This is a genomic window from Pseudomonas sp. SDO5532_S415, assembly GCF_054071155.1.
On the sequence record NZ_JBSVWS010000025.1, the window covers coordinates 25,456 to 47,554 of the forward strand.

The following is a 22,099-nucleotide window of genomic DNA, read 5'->3' on the forward strand; positions in this document are numbered from 1 at the left end:
AGGTCATGAAGTTCAACATTAAAGCAATTGAAAAATTGACTTAAGTTTAAGGAGCGATCAATCGGACCGCTCCCGGCAGATGATTTACCAGAGGAAATAGGCTGATGCGGTTGTTTGGTTTAATTCGATCTTGCCAACTTCCAGTACCTCGTATTCGGCGCGCAGTCCGACATTACGGAATACATCCAGCTCGACCCCGGCCCCGTAAGTCAGATCAACCCCGGTATCATCATCTGTGGCATTTCCGTCAGCATCCCAGGCGTGAGCGCCGACGCTGCCAAACACACGAATACGTTGTCCGATGGGGAAGCCAATATGGGTCGCGATCTGCGCCGACTTGCCTTCGAACTTAATATTTTCGTTTTTGAAGTTTCCCAAATCGACGACTGCACCTTCGAAGGCAAAGAAATCATTCATGCGATAACCCGTATAAACCTTATATCCCGTCTCTTCATCGCTCAGGGTCTTTTTATCGGTCTCGATGCTGGAGACGCCGGCACCCACATAGAGTCCTTTGTCATCCGCCATTGCCTTGAAAGAAAGCAAGGAGGCGAACGAGATGATTGCAATGTTTTTGAGCAGCATGGGGGTGCTTCCTTAAGCAGGTTTTCCAAATGGTCAGCGTGTGGATTTTTCAGCGGCGGTGGCGTTAATCACAGTCAAAAATTGGTATTTCCACGGTCACGCAGGCGCTTTGGCCGTGGTTCTCAAGCAGGCCGGTTTATCAATGAAATTCATGACCTGATTGATGGAGGCTCTGTCCGGGGGGCCGGACAGGGTGAAATTCATCGCTGACATCGAGCAGTCAACGAAGGGCGAGAAGTGCAAGCTCGCGTCCTGATAAATAAGTGAGTGCCGGATGTCCGGGTAGCCGCGAATACCTTGATCAAGTATTGGGCCAGCACGCTTTAATACCGCTTCATTGATGATCAGAAGATCAAATGTGCACAGGGCACTGTCAATGATGACCAACAGTTCATGTAGCGAACTCAGCGGTGCGACGCGGTGATAGCCGAGACTGGCGAGATTCTTTTCGATATTCATCCGCGTGGAATGATCTTCATCGACCAGCAAGATGCGCAACCATGGGTTGGCCATGAATCACTGTTCCTTTTGTTTATCGAATAATGGTTGTAGACGGAATCAATAATCCAGTATCCACCCCAGTGCCAGTCCACTGGTGTATGCAAGAACGGCGAACACGATTTTATGCCTGAGTGGCAACTTGTTCAGCGGAAGGTTAAGCACGCTCGACTCCAAAAGTAACGGGTGCGAGGATTTTTGAAGAGCGTCCGTTTTAATTCAAATCAATGATTATTATTTTTTGTTTGTGTTTAATGATTCAAGCAGCGCAAGCGAGTGAGCTCATGAATGTAAAAGCACACCGACTTGTCATTCGGGGAGGGTAGAAACTGATAGTTAAGAATGGCGCCTTCCTGGAAAACATACTGGCGCTTGAAGAAAAGATCCGGACTCTTGTCGATAGCGAATAACTCGTCATCCTGGCTGAGCTTGACGTTAGTGATTTTCACCTGGATGCGGTCTTTGCTCGCCCGGGTCACTTCTGCGGAAAGTGTGGCGTTGCGAATTTTTCCATTCATGCTTTCCAGTACCGAGTGGGTAAATCGGCCGTGCCCGAGGGTGAGGTATTCCTCTGTGTTGAGCTGGCTATGGTCGGCGAGCCACAGTCGGGTTGTGGTGTGGTAACTGGCATTTTCTTTATAGGGCGACGGCGACCAGGCCAGTGCAACCAGACAGAGCAGGTTGATGGCTCCAAGTGCTACCCACTGGATGATTGATGGCTTCGGCAACGTCATAGGGCCGCTTCCAGGCATTGCCGAATCAACGGTGCGAGTTCTTTTTGTTCACTGTCTGACTGCAGGTTGGCCGTGCTCAGGTCGGCGCGAATGCAGGAGATGGAATAACTGGATTTGACGCGATTGATCCAGACTTCACCGCTGAGGTGTGGTGGCAATGTTTGAGCTTGCCGGGCGGAACTGTCCCTGAGCGATTGGGCGCCAGCCACACTGTCGCCCAGTGCATGCAGGGTTATCTGGTTCTGCCGGGTGCTGGAGACCTCGATGGTCGGCGTGTCGAAGGGAAAGTCGAAGCGGGAGAGGGTGAACGCGCACACCAAGAAGGTCAGGGCATAACCCGCCAGCAAGATTTTTGTAGCGTTGCTCAACGTGTCCGGTTTTGTCCCGGCTAAGGGATGCTCAGCCCGATGCGTTGGATCATGTTCTTCGGGGGAGGGTACAACTGGCGTCTCTGGTTGATCCAGGGGCAAATGCGAGTCGGCTGTTTCACTGATGACATAGTTGCGATTGAAGCAATAGCCTCGTCGAGGAATGGTCATCAGGATTTCATGGTCCCGACTGTCATTGAGTATGTTTCTAAGGGAGAAAACCGCTTGGTTCAGGCTGCCGGAGGCGACGATGCGATCATTCCAGGTGTATTCAATGATCTCGTCACGGGTTTTGGTGACACCGGGCTCCATCAGGAGCAATTCCAGCAATCGCGCCTCGGCTCGCGCCAGCGGGGAGTTCTGAACATCGCCATGGGGTGTCGTAATGGACAACGTTGCGTTCTGCGGATCGAACACAGCCGTCGCACCATTTTTCAACTTGAAGGCGTAGTTCATGGACATCCTCTGTTAAAGGGGCTCGCGCAGAGTATAGGAACGATTTGGATGGGCCAAGGATCGGGTCTTGTTCAATCGGCGACTCAAGACAGTCCATTGTCTTGAAGTAGCGCCAAGGTCTCAGTTGGCGGCAAATGCCTGGTCCGCGCGTTCGCGCAATTGCCTGGCCCAGGCATCGAGGGCCGGGAAGGTGTCTTCGATTTTGGTTTTATCGGAAGGCGAAATTTCATTTCCCGTCGTGGCACTGACGGATTGCGCTAGCAACTCTCCGGTCTTGCCGTCCCTGAGTTCGCTTTCAAAAAAGATCCGCAAGCTCTCATCCCGTGTGCCGGTCAGTTGCATGACGCCTCCGACAATGAATCCCACTGGCAGGTATTCCGGAATGGACAGATCCCGTGGGGTGCGCTCGGTGCCGGTGACCGCCGTGCGCAATCGTAGGGTATTGGGTTCGGGGCGGGCGATGACATCGTAGCCGCTGGTCAGTAGCTCAAGGAGGATCGCCTGGTGCAGATATTTCAACATCGTGGCGGTATCGGTGGGCTGTTCCGTGACCAGTTCAATGTCTTTGCCCACGTAGTAAAAGCGCGGCGGTTCAAGGTAGATGCGCTTTTGGTAGTCCTTTTTTATATCCAGTGTCGGTTTGACCCAGTATTCGCTATCGGGCCATTTCGGATCCTTCGAAAGGTGGCTGTAGTCTTCGAGGAATCCGGTGTGTCGTGTCTCGGGAGCGGGCATTGTTGTGCAGCCCGTCAAGGCAGTAAGAAACACTAGAGAAATCAGGAGGTTGGCGCGCATCAGCAAGTTACCGTTTGAATTTGACGCGGCGATGATGCTCAGTGGCGTCACGCTTCGCTATCCGATAACTGCAAGCCACGGGCAGGTAGTCGTTCATTGCCTGCGGTTTATGTAAGCGGATATAACCACTCACCAAACGCACTCCTGTGGGAGCGAGCCTGCTCGCGAAAGCGGTGTGTCGACCGGCATCAATGTTGGGTGTACCGGCCTCTTCGCGGGCAAGCCCGCTCCCACAGGGGCTCGGTATTTGGGGGCGGCAGGAGAAATGCGCGCCTCCTACGCAGATTTGCAGTGGCCCCCGAACGATGTGCCACAATGGTTAACGTCACCGCAGCATTATCAGGCGAACTCAATGGATGGCCTTGGATTTCGGCAAGAGCAGGAACGCTTCATCGCCCAGCAGGTGCGTACAGACCGATTGCAACAGCTGTTTCGGCAGTCGGTTTCAGCCGTTTTCGGTAGTTTCCTGGCAATGGTCATGCTCTGCTGGCTGTGCTGGGAGCGTTTTGATCATGTCGTCGTCGCCTGGTGGGTGGCCCTGCTGACGGCCTCGACGCTGGTGCGCATCACGATGTTCGTGGTGTATTTCCATAGCCCGGAAGCGGCGCGCACGCCGCAACGCTGGGAGCGCATTTATCTGGTCACCCTGGTGCTGTCCGCCAGTATCTGGGGCGGTGGCGCGCTGGCCGTGATGCCGGCCGACGACCTGTTGGCCCAGGCGCTGGTCATGTTGTTTACCGTCGGCATGTCGGTCAGTGCGGTGTCCTGTTACTCGGCCTATCGCTACATGACGGTGGTCTCCATCGCGCTGGTGTTGTTGCCCTGTACGTTTTGGCTGTTGTTGCAGTCGACGACCCTTCAGGTCGGCATGGGCCTGGCCGTTCTGGTGTTCGCCTCCTTTGTGTGCAGCGCGACGCGCAAGCTCTCCGATGCCCTGGAAACGGCTTTCCGGTTAACCCGTGAAATGGAGCTGGCGCACAGCATTTCCACCCGCGCCGCACAGACCGATGAACTGACGGGCCTGAAAAATCGCCGGGCGTTTTTCGAGCATGCCCAGCGGCTCTATAACCATTGCCAGAACTACCAGTTGCCGCTGTGTGCGGTGATGCTGGACATGGACCATTTCAAGCACATCAACGACACCTATGGGCATCAGGTCGGCGACCAGGTGCTGCGGCAGATGGGCGTGGTCATCTGCCGGTCATTTCGCGAAACCGATGTGTATGGCCGGTTGGGCGGGGAGGAGTTTGCCGTGTTGCTGCCGGACACGTCCCTTGAAGCTGCGCAGAACATCGCCGAGGAACTGGTGCATTCCATTGCCGGGCTGATGACCGGGCCGGTGCACTGCATCACGGCCAGCGTGGGGGTGGCGTCCATGGATTCCAGTGACAAGGACCTGCACAGTTTGATGAGCAACGCCGACAAGGCGCTGTATCGGGCCAAGGCTCGGGGGCGCAACCAGGTGGTGGTGTCCGAGTAGGAGCGAGCTTGCTTGCGAGGGCTGTACATCGACCTGTGGGAGCGAGCCTGCTCGCGAAAGCGTCGGGTCAGTCAGCATAGATGTTGGATGTGAGGACCTCTTCGCGAGCAGGCTCGCTCCCACAGGGGAGGATTTCCCACATTTGGATTTTTGCCGGCTTTCAACGCAACGACCGAAACGCCGTGCGCAGTTCCTCGGTGAACAGCTGTGGCTGTTCCCAGGCGGCGAAATGGCCTCCCTTTTCTGCCTGGCGAAAGTAGATCAGGTTTTTGTAGGCGCGTCGGGCCCAGCTTTCCGGTGGGCAGTAGACATCACCCGGGAACACCGTGATCGCCACCGGCAATGAGATTTCGCTGGTCTTCTGGGCGCTGGAGGACAGTGGGCTGCGGCCTTTGTTTTCCCAGTACAGCCGGGCGGACGAAGCGCCGCTGTTGGTCAGCCAGTAGAGGCTGATGTCGTCCAGCACCTGATCCCGGGATGGCGACTGTTGCGCGTCAGTGCCATAGGTCCATTGCGAGAAACCCGGATGCACCAGCAGAAACGCGGCGAGGGCGACCGGGGAGTCCGTCACGCCGTAGCCGATTGTCTGCGGTCGGGCCGCCATCATGGCGCTGTACGCCAGGTTGCCCTGTTTGATCAGGGTGGCCACGGCCTCGTAGGTCGCGCGTTCCTGCGGATCAAAACTCGTCGGTGCCGGACCCGCCACCGCCAGCGCGGCACCCGCTTCAGGCGGTATCGTCGCCGGCAAATTCAAATGAATGCCCCGCAACTCCGCTGGCGCCTGGCGCGCCATGGCACCGGTGATGGGCCCGCCCCAGTCGCCGCCTTGAGCGACGTACTGCGGGTAACCGAGGCGCTGCATCAGCTGCGCCCAGACCTGCGCAATGCGATCCGGGTCCCAGCCGGTGCCGCCGGGCTTGCCGGAAAAGCCGTAGCCGGGAATGGAGGGAATCACCAGGTCGAAGGCATCACTCGCCTTGCCGCCGTGGGCGAGCGGGTTGGAGAGTGGATCGATGACCTGGATGAATTCGAACACCGAGCCCGGCCAGCCGTGGGTCATGATCATCGGCAGCGCGTTGGGCGTCGGCGAGCGCACCCAGATGAAATGGATGTCGACGCCATCGATGGTCGTGACGAATTGCGGCAGGGCGTTGAGTTGCGCTTCGGCCTTGCGCCAGTCGTACTGGGTGCCCCAATAGCGCATCAGGGGTTGCAACTGTGCCAGTGGCGCACCCTGGGATGCGTCGCCGACGGTTTCCTTGTCCGGCCAGCGGGTGGCCGCGATGCGCTGGCGCAGGTCGACCAGGACCTTTTCTTCAATGGCGACCTTGAAAGGGCGGACGCTGTCATCGGCTGAAGCCACGTTGAAGAGGGCGCAAACGCAAAGGGCGAGGGCAGCCGCGAATTCGTGTTTCATCTTCATTACCTCAGCCGAGGGGCGCGAAGCGATCCTTGGTAGTCAGCATGGCATGGGGGCGAAATATGGCCTGTACCACTGGTCGAAGTGTGGTTGATCTACAGATTCAAAATACCTATGTTTGAGTCTATGGATTAGCAAGGAGATGTTCTACATGCCAGTTGCCCTTCAGGCGCAGCAGGGGTTTACCAAGAACCAGTGTGTGACCGGGCTGCGCGCCGCTGTCGGCATCCTCGAAAAATGGGCGGCCTCCAGCGAGCAGGCCTGCCGCATCCTGCGCATTTCCCGCAGTACCTACACCCGCGCCAGGCAGCGCGATCCCGACTGGGCCGTGGCCCTGGACGCGGACCAGATGCAACGCATCAGTTTTGTGCTGAACATCCACGCCACCTTGCGCCTGATCTTCGATAACCCGGAAAACGTCTACGGGTTTGCGTCGATGGCCAACGACAACGAGTTTTTCAACGGACGGACCCCGCTGGAGATCATGGCCCAAGGGGACATGATTTCGCTGTACGAGACGTTTCGGCGGATCGACGCGCTGCGGGGCGCACAATGGTGAGGCTGAACCGGCTGCCGGTGTTTGCCGGTGAGTCGTTGCAAGCCTATCGGCTGGTTAATTCGAAGTTTCCGCCGATTGCGATGTTTGATGACGTGGCCGATGCCGACGAATTCGACGTGTTGTATGAGATTCAGGCGCTGACCAATCCGCGGTTGAAAAACGAGGTCGGGCAACTTGAGCTGGTCGCCCGCAGTGAGATTCCGTTCGGTATTCCCGGCTGCTCGTATGCCACCGCGCCCTTTACCCACGTCAACCCGGCGGGGTCGCGGTTCAGCGATGGCAGCTTTGGCGTGTTGTACCTGGCCGACAGCATGGAAACGGCGCTGGCCGAGGTGCAGCATCATCAAACGCGGTACTGGTCCAACGTGCGCAACCTCAACTATGAGCGCTTTGTTTTTCGGGGGCTGTCCTGTGCTTTCGTGGACAAGGCGATGAAAGATGCGACGGCCATTTCGATGACCGATCCGATCTATGACCCGGACGATTACACCGACTCCCATCACTTCGGCAAAGCCATTCGGAAGGCCGGGTGTCCGGGGCTGCGTTATCACTCCGTTCGCAGGCCAGGCAGCCATTGCTGGGCATTGATGACGCCACGGGCGGTTCTGTCGATTGTCCAGAGCGCCCATTACGAGATGATCTGGAACCGGCAGATCACCAGCGTCAACCAGATCAGCGAAGCCTGAGGTCAGGCCTTGACCCAGCGCTGGCGACTCCAGCTGCTCAGCGAGTCGACGGCGAGCACCAGCAACAGCATGGCCAGAATCACGGTGCTGGCCTGGGCTTCCTGGAACAGGCTGAGGCTGACATACAACATCTGCCCCAGGCCGCCGGCACCGACGAAGCCGAGCACGCTGGCCATGCGGATATTGTTTTCCCAGCGGTAAAGGATATAGGCCAGCAGCTGGGGCAACAGGTTGGGCAGGGTGCCGTAACAGAATGCCCACACGGCATTGCTGCCTTGCAGACGGATCGCTTCGGCGGGTTGCGGCGGGGTGTTCTCCAGCGCTTCGGCAAACAAGCGGCCAAGTACACCGGTGGTGTGCAGGGCCAGCGCCAGGGTGCCGGAGTTCGGACCCAGGCCGGCGGCCAACACCATCAGCGCGGCCCAGACCAGTTCCGGAATCGCCCGCAGGGCGTTGAGTACCAGGCGCGATACGCTCTTGAACGGCCAGCCGAACCGACCCGCCGCCGGCAGCGCCAGGATCAGCCCGAACACCGCCGCGAGCAACGTGCCGAGGGCGGACATGGCGAGGGTTTCCAGCGCGCCATGACCGATGGCCTGCAGGTGGGCCGGGCTCAGGTCGGGGCTGAGAAAGCGCTGCGCATAGGTGCCCATCTGCTTGATGTTGTCACTGCCACCCAGCGCACCGAGGTCGATACCCAGATAGCTGAAGGAGGCAACCACTGCGACGCCGATGCACAGCAGCAAGGTCAGATTGATCAGGCGATTCATTCCAGCCTCCAGCGCAACAGGCGGCTGAGTTGATCGGCCAGCAGCACCAGCAACAGGAAGGTCAGCAACAGACTGGCCACTTCACCGCCGGCGAACATGCGCAGCGACAGGTCCATTTGCTGGCCCAGGCCGCCGGCTCCGACGAAGCCCATCACCACCGAGGCGCGGATGGCGCATTCCCAGCGGTACACCGTGTACGACAGCAGCTCCGCCGCGACATTGGGCAGGATGCCGTAGCAAAACGAGGCGAGCCGACCGCTGCCCGCTTGCAGCAACGCGTGGGCCGGACGCTGGTCCACCGACTCGAAAATCTCCGCGTAAACCTTGCCCAGCATGCCGCTGTAGGTAATGGCGATGGCCAGGACCCCGGCGGTCGGGCCCAGGCCGACGGCGCGCACGAACAGCAAGGCCCAGACGATTTCCGGCACGCTGCGCAGGAAGATCAGCAAGCCGCGCACCGGCCAGCGCAGCAGGCGGCCGAGGTAACTAGGGCGGCCGGCGCGGGAGGCCGCCGACAGCGACAGGGCACGGCTGGCCAGCAGGCTGGCGGGCACTGCCAGCAGCAACGCCAGGGTCATGCCGGCCGTGGCGATGGCCAGGGTTTGCAAGGTGGCTTGCCACAAGAGCTGGAGGAATTCTTCGCCATAGGCGGGAGGCCAGAAGGTCGAGACGAAGCGGCCCATTTCGCTCTGGCTGTCGGTCGCCAGCAGTACCCCCAGATCCAGTTCGCTGAAGCGGATGCCGGGCCACAACAAGGCAATCGCCAGCAAGCTGAGCAGCAGGCGGGGGCGGGTGGCGGGGTCTCGGGAGTCGCGGGTCAGCATCGGGGAATCTGCACGCTCAAGGGCGGCGGGGGCGCCGGTGGCGATTGCAGTTGCTCGTTGGCGTAGAGCTTGTCGAGCAGCTCGTGGTCGACGGCGCTGGCCGGCAGGTCGAACAGGATCTGTCCGTCACGCAGGCCGATGATCCGTGGAAAGTGCGCCAGGGCCAGCTCCACCGCATGCAGGCTGGCGACCAGGGTGACGTGGTGCTCCCGGGCATGGCGACAGAGCACTGACAGCGTGTGCCCGGCCAGCACCGGGTCCATGGCCGACACCGGCTCATCAGCCAGCAACACCTCGGGCGCCTGATACAGCACCCGGGCCACGCCGACACGCTGGAGCTGGCCTCCGGACAGTTGCTGGCATTGTGCAAACAGCTTGTCACCGAGGTCCAGCCGGGCCAGTGCCGCCCGTGCGCCGGGAATGTCCACCGGGTGCAGCAGGTTCAGCAGGCTCCTGCCCAGACCCCACTGCCCCAGTTTGCCGGCGAGTACCGCCGTGACGACGCGCTGGCGCGGGGGCAGGGGCGGTGATTGATGCACCAGGCCGATACGGGCGCGCAGGCGCTGGCGCTGGCGGGCCGACAGCTGCCAGGCGTGTTCGCCCAGCACTTGCAACTCACCGCTGCCCGGGCGCAAAGCGGTGGCCAGCAGATTGAGCAGGCTCGACTTGCCTGCGCCAGACGGGCCGATGATAGCTACTTGTTCGCCCGCACCGATGTGCAGGTCCACGCCACGCAGCGCCTGGACGCCGTTGGCGTGGGTCAGGGTGACCCCGGTCAATTGCATGGTCATTTGAGCAAGTCGGCGGCGCGTGCGGCTTCCTCGATGCCCTTGTAGTTCTCGGGGTTGGTTTCGATGAAGCGGCTGGCGGCTTGCAGATCCAGGATCTCCTTGTCCGCAGGCTTCGCCGGATCGAGTGCCAGGAACGCGGCCTTGATCTTGCCGGCGAGCGCCGGGTCGAGGGTGCCGCGCACGGTCCAGTTGTAGTCGAAGTAGGCCGGGGTGGTGGCAAACACCTTGACCTTGTCGGTATCGACCTTGCCGGCGGCGACCAGTTTTTCCCACACACTGGCGTTCAGGACCCCGGCGTCGACCTTGCCGGCCTGCACCCAGGCCACTGTCGCGTCATGGGCGCCGGAATAGCCCACGCGACTGAAATAGGTTTCCGGCTTGATGCCGTCCTTGAGCATGAAGTAACGCGGCATCAGACTGCCCGACGTGGACGACACCGAGCCGAAGGCGAAGGACTTGCCCTTGAGATCGGCCAGGGACTTGACGTTCGGGTCGGCGGTGATGAATTTGCTGGTGAACTTCGCGTCCTGTTCGCGTTGCACCAATGGAATGGCATTGCCGGTTTTCAGCCGTGCCTGTACGAAGGTGAAACCGCCGAGCCAGGCCAGGTCGAGGCGGTCGGTGGCCAGCGCCTCGACCACGGCCGGGTAGTCGCTCACCGGCACGAACTCGACCTTCATACCCAACTGTTGCTCCAGGTAGGCGCCCAGCGGCTTGAATTTGCGCAGCAGTTCGGTCGGTGCCTCATCGGGAATGGCGCTGACTTTCAGGGTGTCCGCGGCCTGCGCGAGCACGCTGCAAACCGACAGGGTCAAGCCGATGGCCAATGCCAGGGTACGCTTGAGCATGGAAGATCTCCGTTTCATTTACGCTGGGTTTTCGGTGCGCAGGGTACAGGGTTATTGAGGCGAAGGCGCATTGAGAGGTTAGCCGAAATGGGGCGGGTGGTTGGGGGCCTCAAATTGAGAGGGGGCGTACACCGCAACAACCAAAGCGAGGCGGCCCGACAACCGACCTGACTATTACGGATATACCCCAATCCCCTGTGGGAGCGAGCCTGCTCGCGAAAGCGGTGTGTCAGTCAACATTTATGCTGCATGACACAACCCCTTCGTCGGAGCGCAGCCCGGAGCCGGCTAGCTCCCACGGTTGGATTACCGACCATGTGCCGCATCCGCCAGTTGTTCGGTATCAACCCGGACAAACACCGAGTCACCCACCGCCGTGAGCACGTCCCCGGCGTAGACCTCGCAGATGACACGGGTCTTGCGCCCGACATCGCCTTCCACTTTTGCCTTCAGGATCAGCGGCACGCCCATCGGTGTCGGTTTGATGAACTTGATGCCCAGGTTGCCGGTGACGCAGTTGATGCGGGGCAGGCTGGCGACTTCGCGTTGTTCCGCGCGGTAGTGATAAGCCATCGCCGTCCAGTTGGAATGGCAGTCGACCAGCATCGCGATCAAGCCGCCGTACACCAGGTCCGGCCAGCCGCAGTACATGGCATCCGGCACATGCTCGGCCACGACGTGCTCGCCGTCTTCATGCCAGTAGCTCTTGATGTGCAGCCCGTGGGGATTGCGGCCGCCGCAACCGTAGCAAACGCCATCCGGCGCGGCGGAGTCTTGCAGGGAGGTGTCGAGGGTGGACATGCCTTGATCATCCTTAAAAAATGGGAAACCAATCGGGTCGGTGTATTGAACACTTTAACTCCTGTGGGAGCGAGCCTGCTCGCGAAGGCGGTGTATCAGGCGAGGTTTATGTCAACTGACACTCCGCTTTCGCGAGCAGGCTCGCTCCCACAGTCTTTTTCCACTCGCCTTCACCGCCGTGCCGAATGCTGCTGCGGTGCCAGAAACGCATCGTGGAAGTAATTGCGGAACGCCTGCATCGCCGGGCTGAATTCGCGCTCGCGATGCCAGGCCAGGCCGACGCTCATGGGGGTGACCTTGTCGGTGATGGTCACGGTTTCGATGCGTTTGCCTTCCAGCGACCAGGGGCGGTGCACCAGGTCCGAGAGGATCGCCACGCCGCTGCCGTTGGCGACCATGCTGCGCACCGCCTCCACGGAGCTGGTGCGGACCCTGACGTTGGGCTGCTGATGAGCATGTTCCCAGTAGCGCATGGCGCTTTGTTCGGCTTCATCGACGGTGAGCAGGATGTAGGGTTCCTTGGCCACATCGGCCAGGCTGACGGCCGAGCGTTCGCATAGCGGATGGTGGCTGGGCAGCCACAGCCGGCGTTCGGAGTTGAACAGGGTTTCGGAGACGATGTCCGGGTGCGTGAGGTTCGCGGTGAGCACCACCGCCATGTCGAACCGACCTTCGAGCAGGCCTTGTTCGATGGCTTGCCGTTCCTGTTCGTGGACTTCAATGGCCACGTCCGGGTGCCAGTGCTCCAGTCGCTGCAGATGGTGCGGCAGGAAGTAACCGATCACCGTGTAGCTGGCGGCGAGGCGCAGCAGCCCGCTGGCGCGCACGTCGGGCAGCGGGCTGTTCAGGGCATCGTCGACGCTGCGCAAGATCACGTAGGCCCGATTGAGAAAGTGCCGCCCGGCATCGGTCAGGCTCATGCCCTGGGCCGACCGCTGGAACAGCAGGGTGCCGAGCATGCCTTCCAGTTCCTTGATCGCCGTGGTCACCGCCGATTGGGAAATGTTCAGATGGATCGCGGCTTGCGAGATTTGCCCGATCTCGGCGGTGGCGACGAAATAGCGGACCTGGCGCAGGGTCAGTGACATGAACACTCCGGTGGACGGGCTTTTTGTTTTTCAGGGCTTTCTGTTTTTAGAGCTATCTGTTTTTCAGAAGATGACCTATCTGATAATAGATCTTCCCAAGGGGTTGGCTGGAATTTAACGTGGTCTGCATGAAGTCACAAGCGTCAGGAGCAAGCGTCATGCAGGCAGTAGATTTCAACTCGGACATGGGTGAAGGTTTCGGCCCATGGACCATCGGCGATGGCGTCGACAATGAGCTGATGGGCTTCATCAGCACCGCCAACATCGCCACCGGTTTCCATGCCGGCGATCCCGGCACCATGCGCCGCACCGTCGAGCAGGCCAAGCGCCTGGGCGTGGCCATCGGCGCGCATCCGGGGTTTCGCGACCTGGTCGGCTTCGGCCGCCGGCACATCAATGCACCGGCCCAGGAGCTGGTGGACGACATGCTGTATCAGTTGGGGGCGCTGCGTGAACTCGCCCGGGTTCAAGGCGTGGCCCTGCAACACATCAAGCCCCATGGCGCGCTGTACATGCACCTGGCCCGGGACGAGGAAGCCGCGCGTTTGCTGGTGGAAAACCTGCAGCGCCTGGAACCTGAACTGCTGTTGTATTGCATGCCCAACTCCGTGATCTGGCGCGTCGCCAAGCAGCTTGGCCAACCGGTGATCCGTGAGTTCTACGCCGACCGCGAATACGACCTCAGCGGTTCCATCGTCTTTACCCGCAATGTGCGTGCCTACGATCCGGCCCAGGTCGCGGCGCGGGTGCTGCGTGCCTGTCAGGAAGGCGTGGTGCGCACCGTCGAAGGCGAAGACCTGGCGATCGAATTCGATTCCATCTGTTTGCACAGCGATACACCGGGTGCCCTGGCGTTGGTCGAAGCCACGCGTAAAGCGCTCGATGATGCGGGAATCAAGGTTCGCGCACCGCGCTGATCAGAACGAAACACCCGGTACAGAGACGCCAGGGTTTATACACGATTCATCTTTTTTGCCTGCCTTTCTACAACTATTCCAAGAGGAACAGACATGGCCGAACACACCATCATTACCCCGTTGCCCGGGACCTTCTATCGCAAAGCCACACCGGAATCGGCGAACTACGTCGAGGAGGGCGCAGAAGTCAGCGCCGACACCGTCATCGGCCTGATCGAAGTCATGAAGCAGTTTTCCGAACTGACCGCCGGGACGGCCGGTCGCCTGAGTGCGTTTGTGGTGGAAGACGGTGATCCGGTGGAGCCGGGTCAGGTCATCGCAACACTCGACGGCCATTGAGGGTAGGGCACGATCATGACCCAAGCTATTCGTAAATTACTGATCGCCAACCGTGGCGAAATTGCCGTGCGGATCATCCGTGCCGCCAAAGCACTGGGAATCCCCACCGTTGCGGCATGCAGTGAGGCGGACGTCGACTCCCAGGCCGCGCGCATGGCCGACGAGGTTCACATCCTCGGCCCGGCCCGCGCCGATAAAAGCTATCTGAACGTCGAGGCATTGCTCGGCGCCTTGAAAGCCACGGGTGCCAATGCGATCCACCCCGGTTACGGCTTTCTGTCGGAGAACGCGGATTTTGCCGAAGCGGTCCTCGCCGCCGGTGCTATTTTCGTCGGGCCGAGCCCCGAGACGATCCGGCGCATGGGCGACAAGGCCGAAGCCCGGCGCACTGCGCAAGCGGCCGGTGTGCCAGTGGTGCCCGGTTCCCCCGGTGAGCTGTTCGACGTCGAGTCGGCACTCAAGGCGGCCGAGTCCGTTGGCTTTCCGCTGCTGATCAAGGCTTCGGCCGGTGGCGGTGGGCGTGGCATTCGTCTGGCGCAAAACGCACAACAACTGAGCGAAGAGTTCCCCCGTTCCCAGCGCGAAGCCCAGGCAGCATTCGGCAATGGCGCGGTGTACCTGGAGCGGTTCATCGGCAAGGCCCGGCACATCGAAGTGCAGGTGTTGGGCGACGGTAAGCACGCGGTGCATTTGTTTGAGCGCGAGTGCTCGCTGCAACGTCGTCGGCAGAAAATCTTTGAAGAAGCGCCGTCGCCGGTTCTCAATCCGCAGCAGCGCGAAACGCTGTGCGCCAGTGCCGTACGCTTGACCGAAGCGCTGGGCTACAAGGGCGCCGGCACCCTGGAGTATCTGTACGACGACGCCACCGGCGAGTTTTTCTTTATCGAGATGAACACGCGGATTCAGGTGGAGCACCCGGTCAGCGAGTTGATCACCGGCATCGACCTGGTGCAGGCCATGCTACGCATTGCCGGTGGCGAGCCGTTGCGCTTGCAACAAAGCGATATCCAGCTCAATGGCGCCGCGTTGCAGATGCGCCTGAATGCCGAAGACCCGGCGCGGGATTTCTTCCCCAGTCCCGGTCTGGTTGAATCGCTGGTCTGGCCGCAAGGCGAGGGCGTGCGGGTCGATACTCATCTGTATCAAGGCTACCGCGTGCCGCCTTACTATGACTCGTTGCTGGCCAAGCTGATTGTTCACGGTCGGGATCGCGACGAAGCCTTGGCCCGTGCGCGCCTTGCAGTGGAGCAGACCACGCTCACCGGCATGGCGAGCACCCTGTCGTTGCACGCTGAACTGCTGGAGCAACCCTGGCTGCACAGCGCCGACTTCCACACCGGCACCCTGGAAACCTGGCTGGCTGCGCGCCGCAGCGGAGGTGAAGCATGAGCAATCCAATCCGCTACAGCTTTGGCGCCGATGAGCATCTGTTTGCCGAAGTCAGCGACAGCATGTCCCTTGAAGCGTTCTTCAAGGGCATGGCCGTGACCCGTGCGGTGGAGCGACTGGCACTGGATGGCGTACTCGATGTGTGCCTGGCCAATGCCTCGTTCCAGATCCGTTTCGACCCGGACCGCATCGCACCTTCCGACCTGCTCGAAGCGGTGAAAGGCGCAGAAGCCGAGGCGGTTGCCGAGCGCACCTTGCAGACCCGGATCATCGAAATTCCGGTGCTGTACAACGATCCCTGGACCCATGAAACCCTGATGCGTTTTCGCGACCGCCATCAGGATCCGAGCGCCACGGACCTGGAATACGCCGCACGGATCAACGGCCTGGCCGACGTCGAGGCGTTCATCGCCGCCCACAGTGGCGCGCCGTGGTTTGTCTCGATGGTGGGCTTCGTTGCCGGCCTGCCGTTTATGTTCCAGATGGTCGAGCGCGAGCGTCAGTTGCAGGTGCCCAAGTACCTGCGACCGCGCACTGACACGCCTAAATTGACCCTCGGTCACGGCGGTTGCTTCGGATGCATCTACTCGGTGCGCGGTGCCGGTGGTTATCAGATGTTCGGCGTCACGCCGGCGCCGATCTACGACCCGCAGCAAAACCTGGCGTACCTGAAAGAGCACATGGTGTTCTTCCGTCCGGGGGACATCGTGCAGTTCAAGCCGATGGACCGGGAGGCCTATGACCAGGCCGTGGCCGAGGTCGAAGCCGGGCGCTTCGATCTGCGGATTCGTCCGGTGGAATTCTCGCTGGATGCGTTTCTCGCCGACCCGATCGGCTATCCCAAGTCGCTGCAGGAGGTGCTGGCATGATCAAGGTACTCAAACCCGGTCTCGCCACCTCGGTACAGGACCTGGGCCGCGAAGGGTATTACCACCTGGGCATTCCGCCTTCCGGCGCACTGGATCAGTACGCCCTGAGCGCGGCCAACCAACTGGTGGGCAACCCGGCCAATTCGGCGGCGCTGGAATGCACCTTGCTGGGGCCGGAACTGGAGTTCCGGCAAGACGCGCTGGTGGCGGTGTGCGGTGCGCACATGACGCCAAAGGTCGATGGCGTGGACATGCACCTGGACACCGCTTTCGAGGTGAAGGCCGGGCAAGTGCTGCGTTTTGACTTCCCCAAGGCGGGCGCGCGGGCTTATTTGGCGGTGGCCGGCGGCATCGATGTGCCGGTGGTGCTCGGCAGTCGTTCCACCTATGCCCTGGGCGCACTCGGTGGTTTTCAGGGGCGTCGGCTGATTGCCGGGGACGAATTGCCGGTGGGCATCGCCAGTGGCAAGGGCCGCGCCGGGGCCAGCCTGCCCATGGCGTTGCGCCAATCCCTGGGGGGCGAAATCACCCTGCGCGTGGTGCCGGGGCTGTACTACGACCGCTTGACCCCAGCGGCGGCGGACAGCTTTTTCGCCGAGGCCTGGACCGTCGGTTCTGAAGCAGACCGCATTGGTTATCGCTTCAAGGGCGGCAGCCCGCTGAGCTTTCAGCCCCGTGAGCAGCCGTTCGGTGCCGGTTCCGATCCGTCGAACATCGTCGACAGCTGCTACCCGATCGGCTCGATCCAGGTGCCCGCCGGGCTCGAGCCCATCGTGTTGCACCGCGATGCGGTATCCGGTGGCGGCTACGCGATGATCGGCACGGTGATCAGCGCCGATCTCGACCTGATCGGCCAGATGCAACCCAACCAGAAAGCCCGTTTCGTGGCGGTGACCCTCGAAGAGGCGCTGCAAGCGCGACGTTCCTACAAGAAAAAACTCAGCTGCCTGAGCAAGCTGTTCCCTTCCTGATTCTGCCCGCCGCACTGCGCGGGTCATGCCAAACGGTGAGCCAACGCCGCACTTCGGTGCGGTGACGGCTGCCCGCGCTTCAACCTTTGACTGGTTCTGGAGTTCACGCACATGGCTGCTTTATCGCAATCGAGTCAAACCGGGCAAGACCCGGCCAATCATCCCGTTCCAACCGGCGCGCGCATGGGCCGACTGTCGCTGACCATGGCCTGGTGGGCGGTGTGCAGCGCGATGTTCTACATCGTGGTCGGCGCGTCCCTGGCGTTGTCCTATGGCGCGCGCAATGCGCTGATCGGGATGGTGCTGTCGGTGATCAGCTACGGACTGGTCAACACCGTACTCAGTCGCTTTGCGATCCGCAGCGGCTTGTCGGTGGCGTTGTTTTCACGGCTGTTGTTCGGCAGCACCGGCGCCTGCCTGGCGACCTTGATCTTCTTCTCGACGGCGATCTACTACGCCGTGTTCGAAGGCTCGGTGATCGCCGTGGCGCTCAATCACCTGTACCCGGAACTGGTCTATCCGCTGGCCGCATTGCTGGTGGTGCTGTACAGCGTGCCGATGATCCTGGGCAGCGTGCAGCACTGGCTGGACAAGCTCAACGGCGTGTTGCTGCCGGTGTACCTGGGTGGCTTGCTGGTGGCGGTGGGGCTGTCGATCAGCCGTTACGGCTACCAGCCGCAATGGCTGGATTTCGGCCCGGCTACCCCTAGCGCCTTCGGCTGGTGGGACTGCTTCGTCGCCTACATGGGCGTGTGGATCCTGATGCTGTTCACTTTCGACTACGCCCGTTTCGGCAGGGCCGAGGACGCCGAATATCACGGCCGCTGGAACTTCGGCATGCCGTTCTACGCGGTGACGTTTTTGCTCAACGGCGCGGCGGGCATCTACCTGGTCAGCAGCATTCCCCACGAAGGCGCGCTCAACGAAGTGTCGGTGGTGATGGCGATCCTGCAGTTGATGGGGCTGTGGGGATTGTTGTTTGTCTGGGCCACGCAAACCCGGATCAACACCGCCAATTACTACCTGGCGACCTTGAACATGCAGGCGTTCTTCGCTCGTTTCGGCCTGCGGGGTTCGTACCTGATGTGGGCGCTGGCGGTCGGTGTGATCGTCTACGGCCTGATGCTGGCGGATGTGTTTGCGTACTTGCTCAAGGCGTTGGCCTATCAGGGTATTTTCGTGGTGGCCTGGGTCGGCGTGGCCTTGGCGCAGATCGTTTACGGGCGCTATGACGCAGCGGCGCTGGAGCGTGTGGCCGCGTTCAATCCAGTGGGCCTGACCGCGTGGTTTGGTGCGACGGCGTTGGGGCTGGCATTGATGTTTTCCGCAGGCGCAGCGAGTAGCTTTTCCGCGCCCGCAACGGTGATCGTCGCCTTTGCCTTGCAGGCCGGTTTGTCCCATCGCAGCCGGTTGCAGGTCCGGTTGGCGGACTAAAACCTGTAGGAGCGAAGCTTGCTCGCGAAGGCGGCCTGACAGATGTACCGGACCCACTGTGGGAGCGAGCCTGCTCGCGAAGAGGACGTACCATTCAACATCCAGGTTGAATGACACACCGCCTTCGCGAGCAGGCTCGCTCCCACAATGTGATTTTCAGTGAACGCTTGCATCGGTTGCTCGGCCCCGGAGCCTCCGCTTCAGGTCGTCACTTTTCCTTCCGGGCCCGGGCACCCGTCAGGCGAAAACATCGGCAGGCGCTTGAGCATCCAGTTGAGCAACTCCTGAGCCGGGGCCGCCAGCGGTCGACCGGACTTCACCAGCAGTTTCGCCTCAACCCCCTGAAACAGCGGATGTTCCACCGCAATGGCGGCCAGGCTGCCCTGGGCGATTTCTCTGTAGGCGGCGAATTCTCCGAGCAACGAGGCGAAGTCCCCGGCGGCCACCAGACGCTTGAGTGCTGCCAGGGAGTTGCTGACCAGCACCGGGCGGATCTCAATCTTTTCCGCGTACTCAAGCATTTCAATCGCCTGGCCGATGCCGAAGGTGGTGGGCGTCAACACCAACGGGCAGTCGAGAATGTCCGCGACCGTCGCCGGCCCCCCTCGCAAGGCCAGCGGGTGATCGGGGCGAACCAGCAGCATCACCGGCTGCGATGAGGTTGCGCGAAAATCGATGTGCGCATGCAGGGGCGGGTTGTAGGCAAGGCCGATGTGCGCGCGGTTTTCGGCGACTTCGTGGAGTACGTCGACGACCGGCAGCGTGTCCAGCGTGACGTTGAGTTTCGGGTATTGCTTGCAGAAGGGCGCGAGTACGTTGTCAACCAACGCATCGACATAACCCTCGCTGATGACCACCCGCACATGGCCTTGCTGCAGGCCCTTGATCGCTTGCAACTGGTCTTCGAGCTTCTCCTGATGGGATCGATAACCGCGCCAGAACTCCAGCAAGTGCGCGGCCGCTTCGGTCGGTTGCACACCCCGCGCCTGGCGTTCGAACAGTGTCGCCCCCAGTTCCTCTTCCAGCAGCTTGATCTGGCGCGTAATCACCGATGGCGACGTGTTGATACTGTCTGCCGCGCCACGAATCGAGCCGTGGACCAGCACTTCGTGGAAATACCTCAGGCGTTGTTGGTTTATTTCGCGCATGGCTGACGTCTCTCCGTTGTTTCAGTGTTGCTCGTAGGGCAACGATACGCGAACTTAGTTGCTCTTGCTGGGCTTTGGCTGTGGGTTCAACATCCCTGGCACGACCGCAGATCAACAACAAGAATCGGAGACGTGCATGTCAACCCTCGACACCTCGGCAAGAAGCAAGGCCCTTGCGGCCCTGTACCGCAAGCTCAATTGGCGGCTGCTGCCGCTGCTGTTCATCTGCTATGTCTTTGCGTATCTGGATCGGATCAATGTCGGCTTTGCCAAACTGCAGATGCAAAGTGATCTGGGGCTTTCCGACGCGGCTTATGGCGCGGGCGCGGGCATCTTCTTCCTGGGGTATGTGTTGTTTGAGCTGCCGAGCAACCTGATGCTGCCACGGGTTGGCGCACGCAAGACCTTCAGCCGCATCCTGGTGTTATGGGGCATCACCTCGGCGTGCATGCTCTTTGTACGCGACGTGCCGACGTTCTACGTGATGCGGTTTCTGCTGGGTGTGTTCGAAGCCGGTTTTGCCCCGGGCATGATCTATTACCTGTCGTGCTGGTACGGCCCGACACGGATGGCCCGCGCCATTGCCATCGTCTTTATCGCCGGCCCCGTAGGCGGCATTATCGGTGGCCCGCTGTCCGCGTGGCTGATCACCACGTTGGCCGGTGTGGGCGGCATGACCGGCTGGCAGTGGATGTTTCTGCTTGAAGGCCTGCCTTGCGTGTTCCTCGGCATCCTTACGTACTTCGTGCTTGCCAATCGACCCTCGGAGGCCCGTTGGCTGAGTGTCGAGGAAAAGCATCTGCTGGAGGCTGAACTGGGGACATCGACGAGCCAGGTCCATTCGTTCCGGGCCGTGTTGCGCGACCCGAAAACCTACATCCTGGCGTCGGCCTACTTCTGCATCATCTTCTCGATCTACGCCATGAGCTTCTGGCTGCCAGCCATTCTCAAGGCCCAAGGAGTCAATGACACCCTGCAGCTGGGTTGGTATGCCGCCATTCCCTACGTAGGCGCCGCCATTGGCATGTACCTGATTGGACGCCGCTCCGACCGGCTCGGTGAGCGCCGCTACCACTGCGCGGTACCGGCGGGCATCGCCGCCTTGTGCCTGCTGATGTTCCCTTTTGCCGAGGGACATGTTCTGGTGTCGCTGGCGCTGCTGACCGGGGCGACCGCTACGATTTTCATGGCGTATACCGTGTTCTGGGCCATGCCCTCGGAACACATCAAGGGTGAGGCGGCGGCGGGAGGCATTGCCTTCATCAACACCATCGGCCTGTGCGGTGGCTTCTGGGGGCCGGCGGTCATTGGTTGGGCAAAAACCGCTACCGGAAACATGAACCTCGGCATCGTAGTCGTCGGCTGCGCCTCCCTGTGCGCGGTGCTTATCATCACGCTCAACAGATCACTCTCGACTGAACACGTCGCGCCTCAATACAGTGCAGGCTGATCAGTCACTTTGAACCCTGAAATTGAATCGTCGCGTTCCGCAAGGAACCATCCAAAGGAGAGCACTTCCATGCTTCTACACCTGTCGACCTGGGCCGAGATCGGCCAGTTTCTTGAACGCAGCCGCACCATCGTGATTCCCATCGGTTCGAATGAACAACACGGCCCGACCGGCCTGTTGGGCACTGACTGGATGTGTCCACAAATCATTGCCCACGAAGCTCAGAGCAGGGCCGACATCCTGATCGCGCCGACCTTCAACATCGGCATGGCGCAACACCATCTCGGGTTCCCGGGCACCATTTCACTGCGCCCTTCAACGTTCATCGCCGCCATTGGCGACTGGGTGCGATCGCTGGCCGCGCACGGCTTTGAAAAGATCCTGTTTCTCAATGGCCACGGTGGCAACGTTGCATCGATTGAAGCGGCATTCTCGGAGCTCTACGCAGAAGCGAGTTTCGCCCGACGCCCAGCGGGGTTCGCGCTGAAGCTGTGCAACTGGTGGGACCTGGAAGGGGTCAATGAACTTGCCAAGGAACAGTTCCCGACGGGGCACGGTGTGCATGCAACGCCTTCGGAAATCGCCGTCACCCAGTGGGCCTATCCTGACTCGATCAAGTCGGCGGGCTATTCGCCGCAGATCGCTAACTGGGGTCCCATCCGCGAAGCCCGGGATTTCCGCGCACGCCATCCGGACGGGCGCATGGGCTCGGACCCGGCGCAGGCGACAGCGGAAAAAGGCCGGGCATTGGTGATGTTGGCCGCCGAGGGGCTGGTGAAGGAAGTGGGGGCATTCAGCCGGGAATCGATCCCGGGTTAACGGCACGCTCCTACAGTCCATCCGTGTCGTACGCAAAGCCTCTGTAGGAGCGAGCTCGCT

The 22,099-nt window shown here is 60.8% G+C and carries 24 protein-coding genes; 11 read left to right on the plus strand and 13 right to left on the minus strand.

Translation table 11 applies throughout. The features are described 5' to 3' along the window. Positions 1-84: 84 nt before the first annotated feature. The 5 genes from ACW9HW_RS09400 to ACW9HW_RS09420 form a co-directional block, all read right to left on the minus strand. Positions 85-585 (minus strand): outer membrane beta-barrel protein, encoded by a 501-nt coding sequence (locus ACW9HW_RS09400; protein WP_457399593.1) that lies wholly within the window; start codon positions 583-585, stop codon positions 85-87. A 96-nt stretch (positions 586-681) separates the two neighbouring features. After that, positions 682-1,098 carry a histidine kinase gene (locus ACW9HW_RS09405; RefSeq protein ID WP_457399594.1) on the minus strand — a complete coding sequence of 139 codons (417 nt, stop codon included), beginning with the start codon at positions 1,096-1,098 and terminating at the stop codon, positions 682-684. A 236-nt stretch (positions 1,099-1,334) separates the two neighbouring features. Further along, a complete protein-coding gene (locus ACW9HW_RS09410) occupies positions 1,335-1,817 on the minus strand; it encodes a hypothetical protein (RefSeq protein WP_095196077.1) in 483 nt (160 codons plus the stop codon). Beyond that, on the minus strand, positions 1,814-2,641 hold the full coding sequence (locus ACW9HW_RS09415; protein ID WP_457399596.1) for a winged helix-turn-helix domain-containing protein: 828 nt from the start codon (positions 2,639-2,641) through the stop codon (positions 1,814-1,816). Before ACW9HW_RS09415 ends, ACW9HW_RS09410 begins: the two co-directional genes overlap by 4 nt. Before the next feature lie 120 nt (positions 2,642-2,761). Further along, the gene (locus tag ACW9HW_RS09420) at positions 2,762-3,487 is read right to left on the minus strand and encodes a DUF3313 domain-containing protein (RefSeq protein WP_095196079.1); all 726 of its coding nucleotides are present in this window, start codon (positions 3,485-3,487) and stop codon (positions 2,762-2,764) included. A 301-nt stretch (positions 3,488-3,788) separates the two neighbouring features. On the opposite strand from ACW9HW_RS09420, the gene ACW9HW_RS09425 reads away from it, so the two are divergent. After that, a complete protein-coding gene (locus ACW9HW_RS09425; protein ID WP_095196080.1) occupies positions 3,789-4,916 on the plus strand; it encodes a GGDEF domain-containing protein in 1,128 nt (375 codons plus the stop codon). Between the two features lie 160 nt (positions 4,917-5,076). Here ACW9HW_RS09425 and ACW9HW_RS09430 read toward each other — a convergent pair whose 3' ends face one another. Next, positions 5,077-6,333, minus strand: a complete 1,257-nt coding sequence (locus ACW9HW_RS09430; RefSeq protein ID WP_457399599.1) for an epoxide hydrolase family protein — start codon at positions 6,331-6,333, stop codon at positions 5,077-5,079. A gap of 154 nt (positions 6,334-6,487) precedes the next feature. Here ACW9HW_RS09430 and ACW9HW_RS09435 point away from each other — a divergent pair, with 154 nt between their 5' ends. Continuing rightward, positions 6,488-6,895 carry an antitoxin Xre-like helix-turn-helix domain-containing protein gene (locus tag ACW9HW_RS09435; RefSeq protein ID WP_095196210.1) on the plus strand — a complete coding sequence of 136 codons (408 nt, stop codon included), beginning with the start codon at positions 6,488-6,490 and terminating at the stop codon, positions 6,893-6,895. Then, on the plus strand, positions 6,889-7,581 hold the full coding sequence (locus tag ACW9HW_RS09440; RefSeq protein WP_095196081.1) for an RES family NAD+ phosphorylase: 693 nt from the start codon (positions 6,889-6,891) through the stop codon (positions 7,579-7,581). Before ACW9HW_RS09435 ends, ACW9HW_RS09440 begins: the two co-directional genes overlap by 7 nt. A gap of 2 nt (positions 7,582-7,583) precedes the next feature. Here ACW9HW_RS09440 and phnE read toward each other — a convergent pair whose 3' ends face one another. The 6 genes from phnE to ACW9HW_RS09470 form a co-directional block, all read right to left on the minus strand. Next, on the minus strand, positions 7,584-8,351 hold the full coding sequence (gene phnE, locus ACW9HW_RS09445; protein ID WP_457399601.1) for a phosphonate ABC transporter, permease protein PhnE: 768 nt from the start codon (positions 8,349-8,351) through the stop codon (positions 7,584-7,586). Next, a complete protein-coding gene (locus ACW9HW_RS09450; RefSeq protein WP_457399603.1) occupies positions 8,348-9,175 on the minus strand; it encodes a PhnE/PtxC family ABC transporter permease in 828 nt (275 codons plus the stop codon). The genes phnE and ACW9HW_RS09450 overlap by 4 nt, the downstream gene beginning before the upstream one ends. Further along, positions 9,169-9,966 (minus strand): phosphonate ABC transporter ATP-binding protein, encoded by a 798-nt coding sequence (locus ACW9HW_RS09455; RefSeq protein WP_457399604.1) that lies wholly within the window; start codon positions 9,964-9,966, stop codon positions 9,169-9,171. The genes ACW9HW_RS09450 and ACW9HW_RS09455 overlap by 7 nt, the downstream gene beginning before the upstream one ends. Next, positions 9,963-10,814, minus strand: coding sequence for a putative selenate ABC transporter substrate-binding protein (locus ACW9HW_RS09460; protein ID WP_095196085.1), 852 nt, complete (start codon positions 10,812-10,814; stop codon positions 9,963-9,965). The genes ACW9HW_RS09455 and ACW9HW_RS09460 overlap by 4 nt, the downstream gene beginning before the upstream one ends. A gap of 306 nt (positions 10,815-11,120) precedes the next feature. Next, entirely contained in the window at positions 11,121-11,615 is a 495-nt protein-coding gene (locus tag ACW9HW_RS09465; protein ID WP_095196086.1) for a PaaI family thioesterase, read from the minus strand. 170 nt (positions 11,616-11,785) lie between these two features. Next, a complete protein-coding gene (locus ACW9HW_RS09470; protein ID WP_095196087.1) occupies positions 11,786-12,703 on the minus strand; it encodes a LysR family transcriptional regulator in 918 nt (305 codons plus the stop codon). 158 nt (positions 12,704-12,861) lie between these two features. On the opposite strand from ACW9HW_RS09470, the gene ACW9HW_RS09475 reads away from it, so the two are divergent. The 6 genes from ACW9HW_RS09475 to ACW9HW_RS09500 all read left to right on the plus strand — a co-directional run bounded on the left by ACW9HW_RS09475 (position 12,862) and on the right by ACW9HW_RS09500 (position 18,622). After that, positions 12,862-13,620: a 5-oxoprolinase subunit PxpA gene (locus tag ACW9HW_RS09475; protein WP_457399607.1), complete on the plus strand. Its 759-nt coding sequence runs from the start codon at positions 12,862-12,864 to the stop codon at positions 13,618-13,620. Positions 13,621-13,713: 93 nt separating this feature from the next. Further along, positions 13,714-13,959, plus strand: a complete 246-nt coding sequence (locus ACW9HW_RS09480) for an acetyl-CoA carboxylase (protein ID WP_095196089.1) — start codon at positions 13,714-13,716, stop codon at positions 13,957-13,959. Positions 13,960-13,974: 15 nt separating this feature from the next. Beyond that, a complete protein-coding gene (locus ACW9HW_RS09485) occupies positions 13,975-15,348 on the plus strand; it encodes an acetyl-CoA carboxylase biotin carboxylase subunit (RefSeq protein ID WP_457399609.1) in 1,374 nt (457 codons plus the stop codon). Next, on the plus strand, positions 15,345-16,217 hold the full coding sequence (locus ACW9HW_RS09490) for a 5-oxoprolinase subunit B family protein (protein WP_095196091.1): 873 nt from the start codon (positions 15,345-15,347) through the stop codon (positions 16,215-16,217). The genes ACW9HW_RS09485 and ACW9HW_RS09490 overlap by 4 nt, the downstream gene beginning before the upstream one ends. Further along, positions 16,214-17,188, plus strand: coding sequence for a 5-oxoprolinase subunit C family protein (locus ACW9HW_RS09495; protein WP_457399611.1), 975 nt, complete (start codon positions 16,214-16,216; stop codon positions 17,186-17,188). The genes ACW9HW_RS09490 and ACW9HW_RS09495 overlap by 4 nt, the downstream gene beginning before the upstream one ends. Positions 17,189-17,299: 111 nt before the next feature. Beyond that, positions 17,300-18,622: a purine-cytosine permease family protein gene (locus ACW9HW_RS09500; RefSeq protein ID WP_457399614.1), complete on the plus strand. Its 1,323-nt coding sequence runs from the start codon at positions 17,300-17,302 to the stop codon at positions 18,620-18,622. A 200-nt stretch (positions 18,623-18,822) separates the two neighbouring features. On the opposite strand, the gene ACW9HW_RS09505 is transcribed toward ACW9HW_RS09500, so the two are convergent. Beyond that, positions 18,823-19,770: a LysR family transcriptional regulator gene (locus tag ACW9HW_RS09505; RefSeq protein WP_095196094.1), complete on the minus strand. Its 948-nt coding sequence runs from the start codon at positions 19,768-19,770 to the stop codon at positions 18,823-18,825. A gap of 136 nt (positions 19,771-19,906) precedes the next feature. On the opposite strand from ACW9HW_RS09505, the gene ACW9HW_RS09510 reads away from it, so the two are divergent. Together ACW9HW_RS09510 and ACW9HW_RS09515 are read left to right on the plus strand one after the other, a co-directional pair. Then, positions 19,907-21,220, plus strand: coding sequence for an MFS transporter (locus ACW9HW_RS09510; RefSeq protein WP_457399616.1), 1,314 nt, complete (start codon positions 19,907-19,909; stop codon positions 21,218-21,220). A gap of 69 nt (positions 21,221-21,289) precedes the next feature. Beyond that, positions 21,290-22,039 carry a creatininase family protein gene (locus tag ACW9HW_RS09515; RefSeq protein ID WP_457399618.1) on the plus strand — a complete coding sequence of 250 codons (750 nt, stop codon included), beginning with the start codon at positions 21,290-21,292 and terminating at the stop codon, positions 22,037-22,039. Positions 22,040-22,099 lie beyond the last annotated feature (60 nt).

Excerpts from the sequence above, each read along its gene's own strand:
- phnE (WP_457399601.1), bottom strand. The coding sequence starts at position 8,351 with ATGAATCGCCTGATCAATCTGACCTTGCTGCTGTGCATCGGCGTCGCA.
- ACW9HW_RS09470 (WP_095196087.1), bottom strand. The coding sequence starts at position 12,703 with ATGTCACTGACCCTGCGCCAGGTCCGCTATTTCGTCGCCACCGCCGAG.
- ACW9HW_RS09460 (WP_095196085.1), bottom strand. The coding sequence starts at position 10,814 with ATGCTCAAGCGTACCCTGGCATTGGCCATCGGCTTGACCCTGTCGGTT.
- ACW9HW_RS09490 (WP_095196091.1), top strand. The coding sequence starts at position 15,345 with ATGAGCAATCCAATCCGCTACAGCTTTGGCGCCGATGAGCATCTGTTT.
- ACW9HW_RS09515 (WP_457399618.1), top strand. The coding sequence starts at position 21,290 with ATGCTTCTACACCTGTCGACCTGGGCCGAGATCGGCCAGTTTCTTGAA.
- ACW9HW_RS09465 (WP_095196086.1), bottom strand. The coding sequence starts at position 11,615 with ATGTCCACCCTCGACACCTCCCTGCAAGACTCCGCCGCGCCGGATGGC.
- ACW9HW_RS09510 (WP_457399616.1), top strand. The coding sequence starts at position 19,907 with ATGTCAACCCTCGACACCTCGGCAAGAAGCAAGGCCCTTGCGGCCCTG.
- ACW9HW_RS09430 (WP_457399599.1), bottom strand. The coding sequence starts at position 6,333 with ATGAAACACGAATTCGCGGCTGCCCTCGCCCTTTGCGTTTGCGCCCTC.
- ACW9HW_RS09455 (WP_457399604.1), bottom strand. The coding sequence starts at position 9,966 with ATGACCATGCAATTGACCGGGGTCACCCTGACCCACGCCAACGGCGTC.
- ACW9HW_RS09475 (WP_457399607.1), top strand. The coding sequence starts at position 12,862 with ATGCAGGCAGTAGATTTCAACTCGGACATGGGTGAAGGTTTCGGCCCA.
- ACW9HW_RS09485 (WP_457399609.1), top strand. The coding sequence starts at position 13,975 with ATGACCCAAGCTATTCGTAAATTACTGATCGCCAACCGTGGCGAAATT.
- ACW9HW_RS09405 (WP_457399594.1), bottom strand. The coding sequence starts at position 1,098 with ATGGCCAACCCATGGTTGCGCATCTTGCTGGTCGATGAAGATCATTCC.
- ACW9HW_RS09400 (WP_457399593.1), bottom strand. The coding sequence starts at position 585 with ATGCTGCTCAAAAACATTGCAATCATCTCGTTCGCCTCCTTGCTTTCT.
- ACW9HW_RS09425 (WP_095196080.1), top strand. The coding sequence starts at position 3,789 with ATGGATGGCCTTGGATTTCGGCAAGAGCAGGAACGCTTCATCGCCCAG.
- ACW9HW_RS09440 (WP_095196081.1), top strand. The coding sequence starts at position 6,889 with ATGGTGAGGCTGAACCGGCTGCCGGTGTTTGCCGGTGAGTCGTTGCAA.
- ACW9HW_RS09435 (WP_095196210.1), top strand. The coding sequence starts at position 6,488 with ATGCCAGTTGCCCTTCAGGCGCAGCAGGGGTTTACCAAGAACCAGTGT.
- ACW9HW_RS09450 (WP_457399603.1), bottom strand. The coding sequence starts at position 9,175 with ATGCTGACCCGCGACTCCCGAGACCCCGCCACCCGCCCCCGCCTGCTG.
- ACW9HW_RS09480 (WP_095196089.1), top strand. The coding sequence starts at position 13,714 with ATGGCCGAACACACCATCATTACCCCGTTGCCCGGGACCTTCTATCGC.
- ACW9HW_RS09495 (WP_457399611.1), top strand. The coding sequence starts at position 16,214 with ATGATCAAGGTACTCAAACCCGGTCTCGCCACCTCGGTACAGGACCTG.
- ACW9HW_RS09500 (WP_457399614.1), top strand. The coding sequence starts at position 17,300 with ATGGCTGCTTTATCGCAATCGAGTCAAACCGGGCAAGACCCGGCCAAT.
- ACW9HW_RS09415 (WP_457399596.1), bottom strand. The coding sequence starts at position 2,641 with ATGAACTACGCCTTCAAGTTGAAAAATGGTGCGACGGCTGTGTTCGAT.
- ACW9HW_RS09505 (WP_095196094.1), bottom strand. The coding sequence starts at position 19,770 with ATGCGCGAAATAAACCAACAACGCCTGAGGTATTTCCACGAAGTGCTG.
- ACW9HW_RS09410 (WP_095196077.1), bottom strand. The coding sequence starts at position 1,817 with ATGACGTTGCCGAAGCCATCAATCATCCAGTGGGTAGCACTTGGAGCC.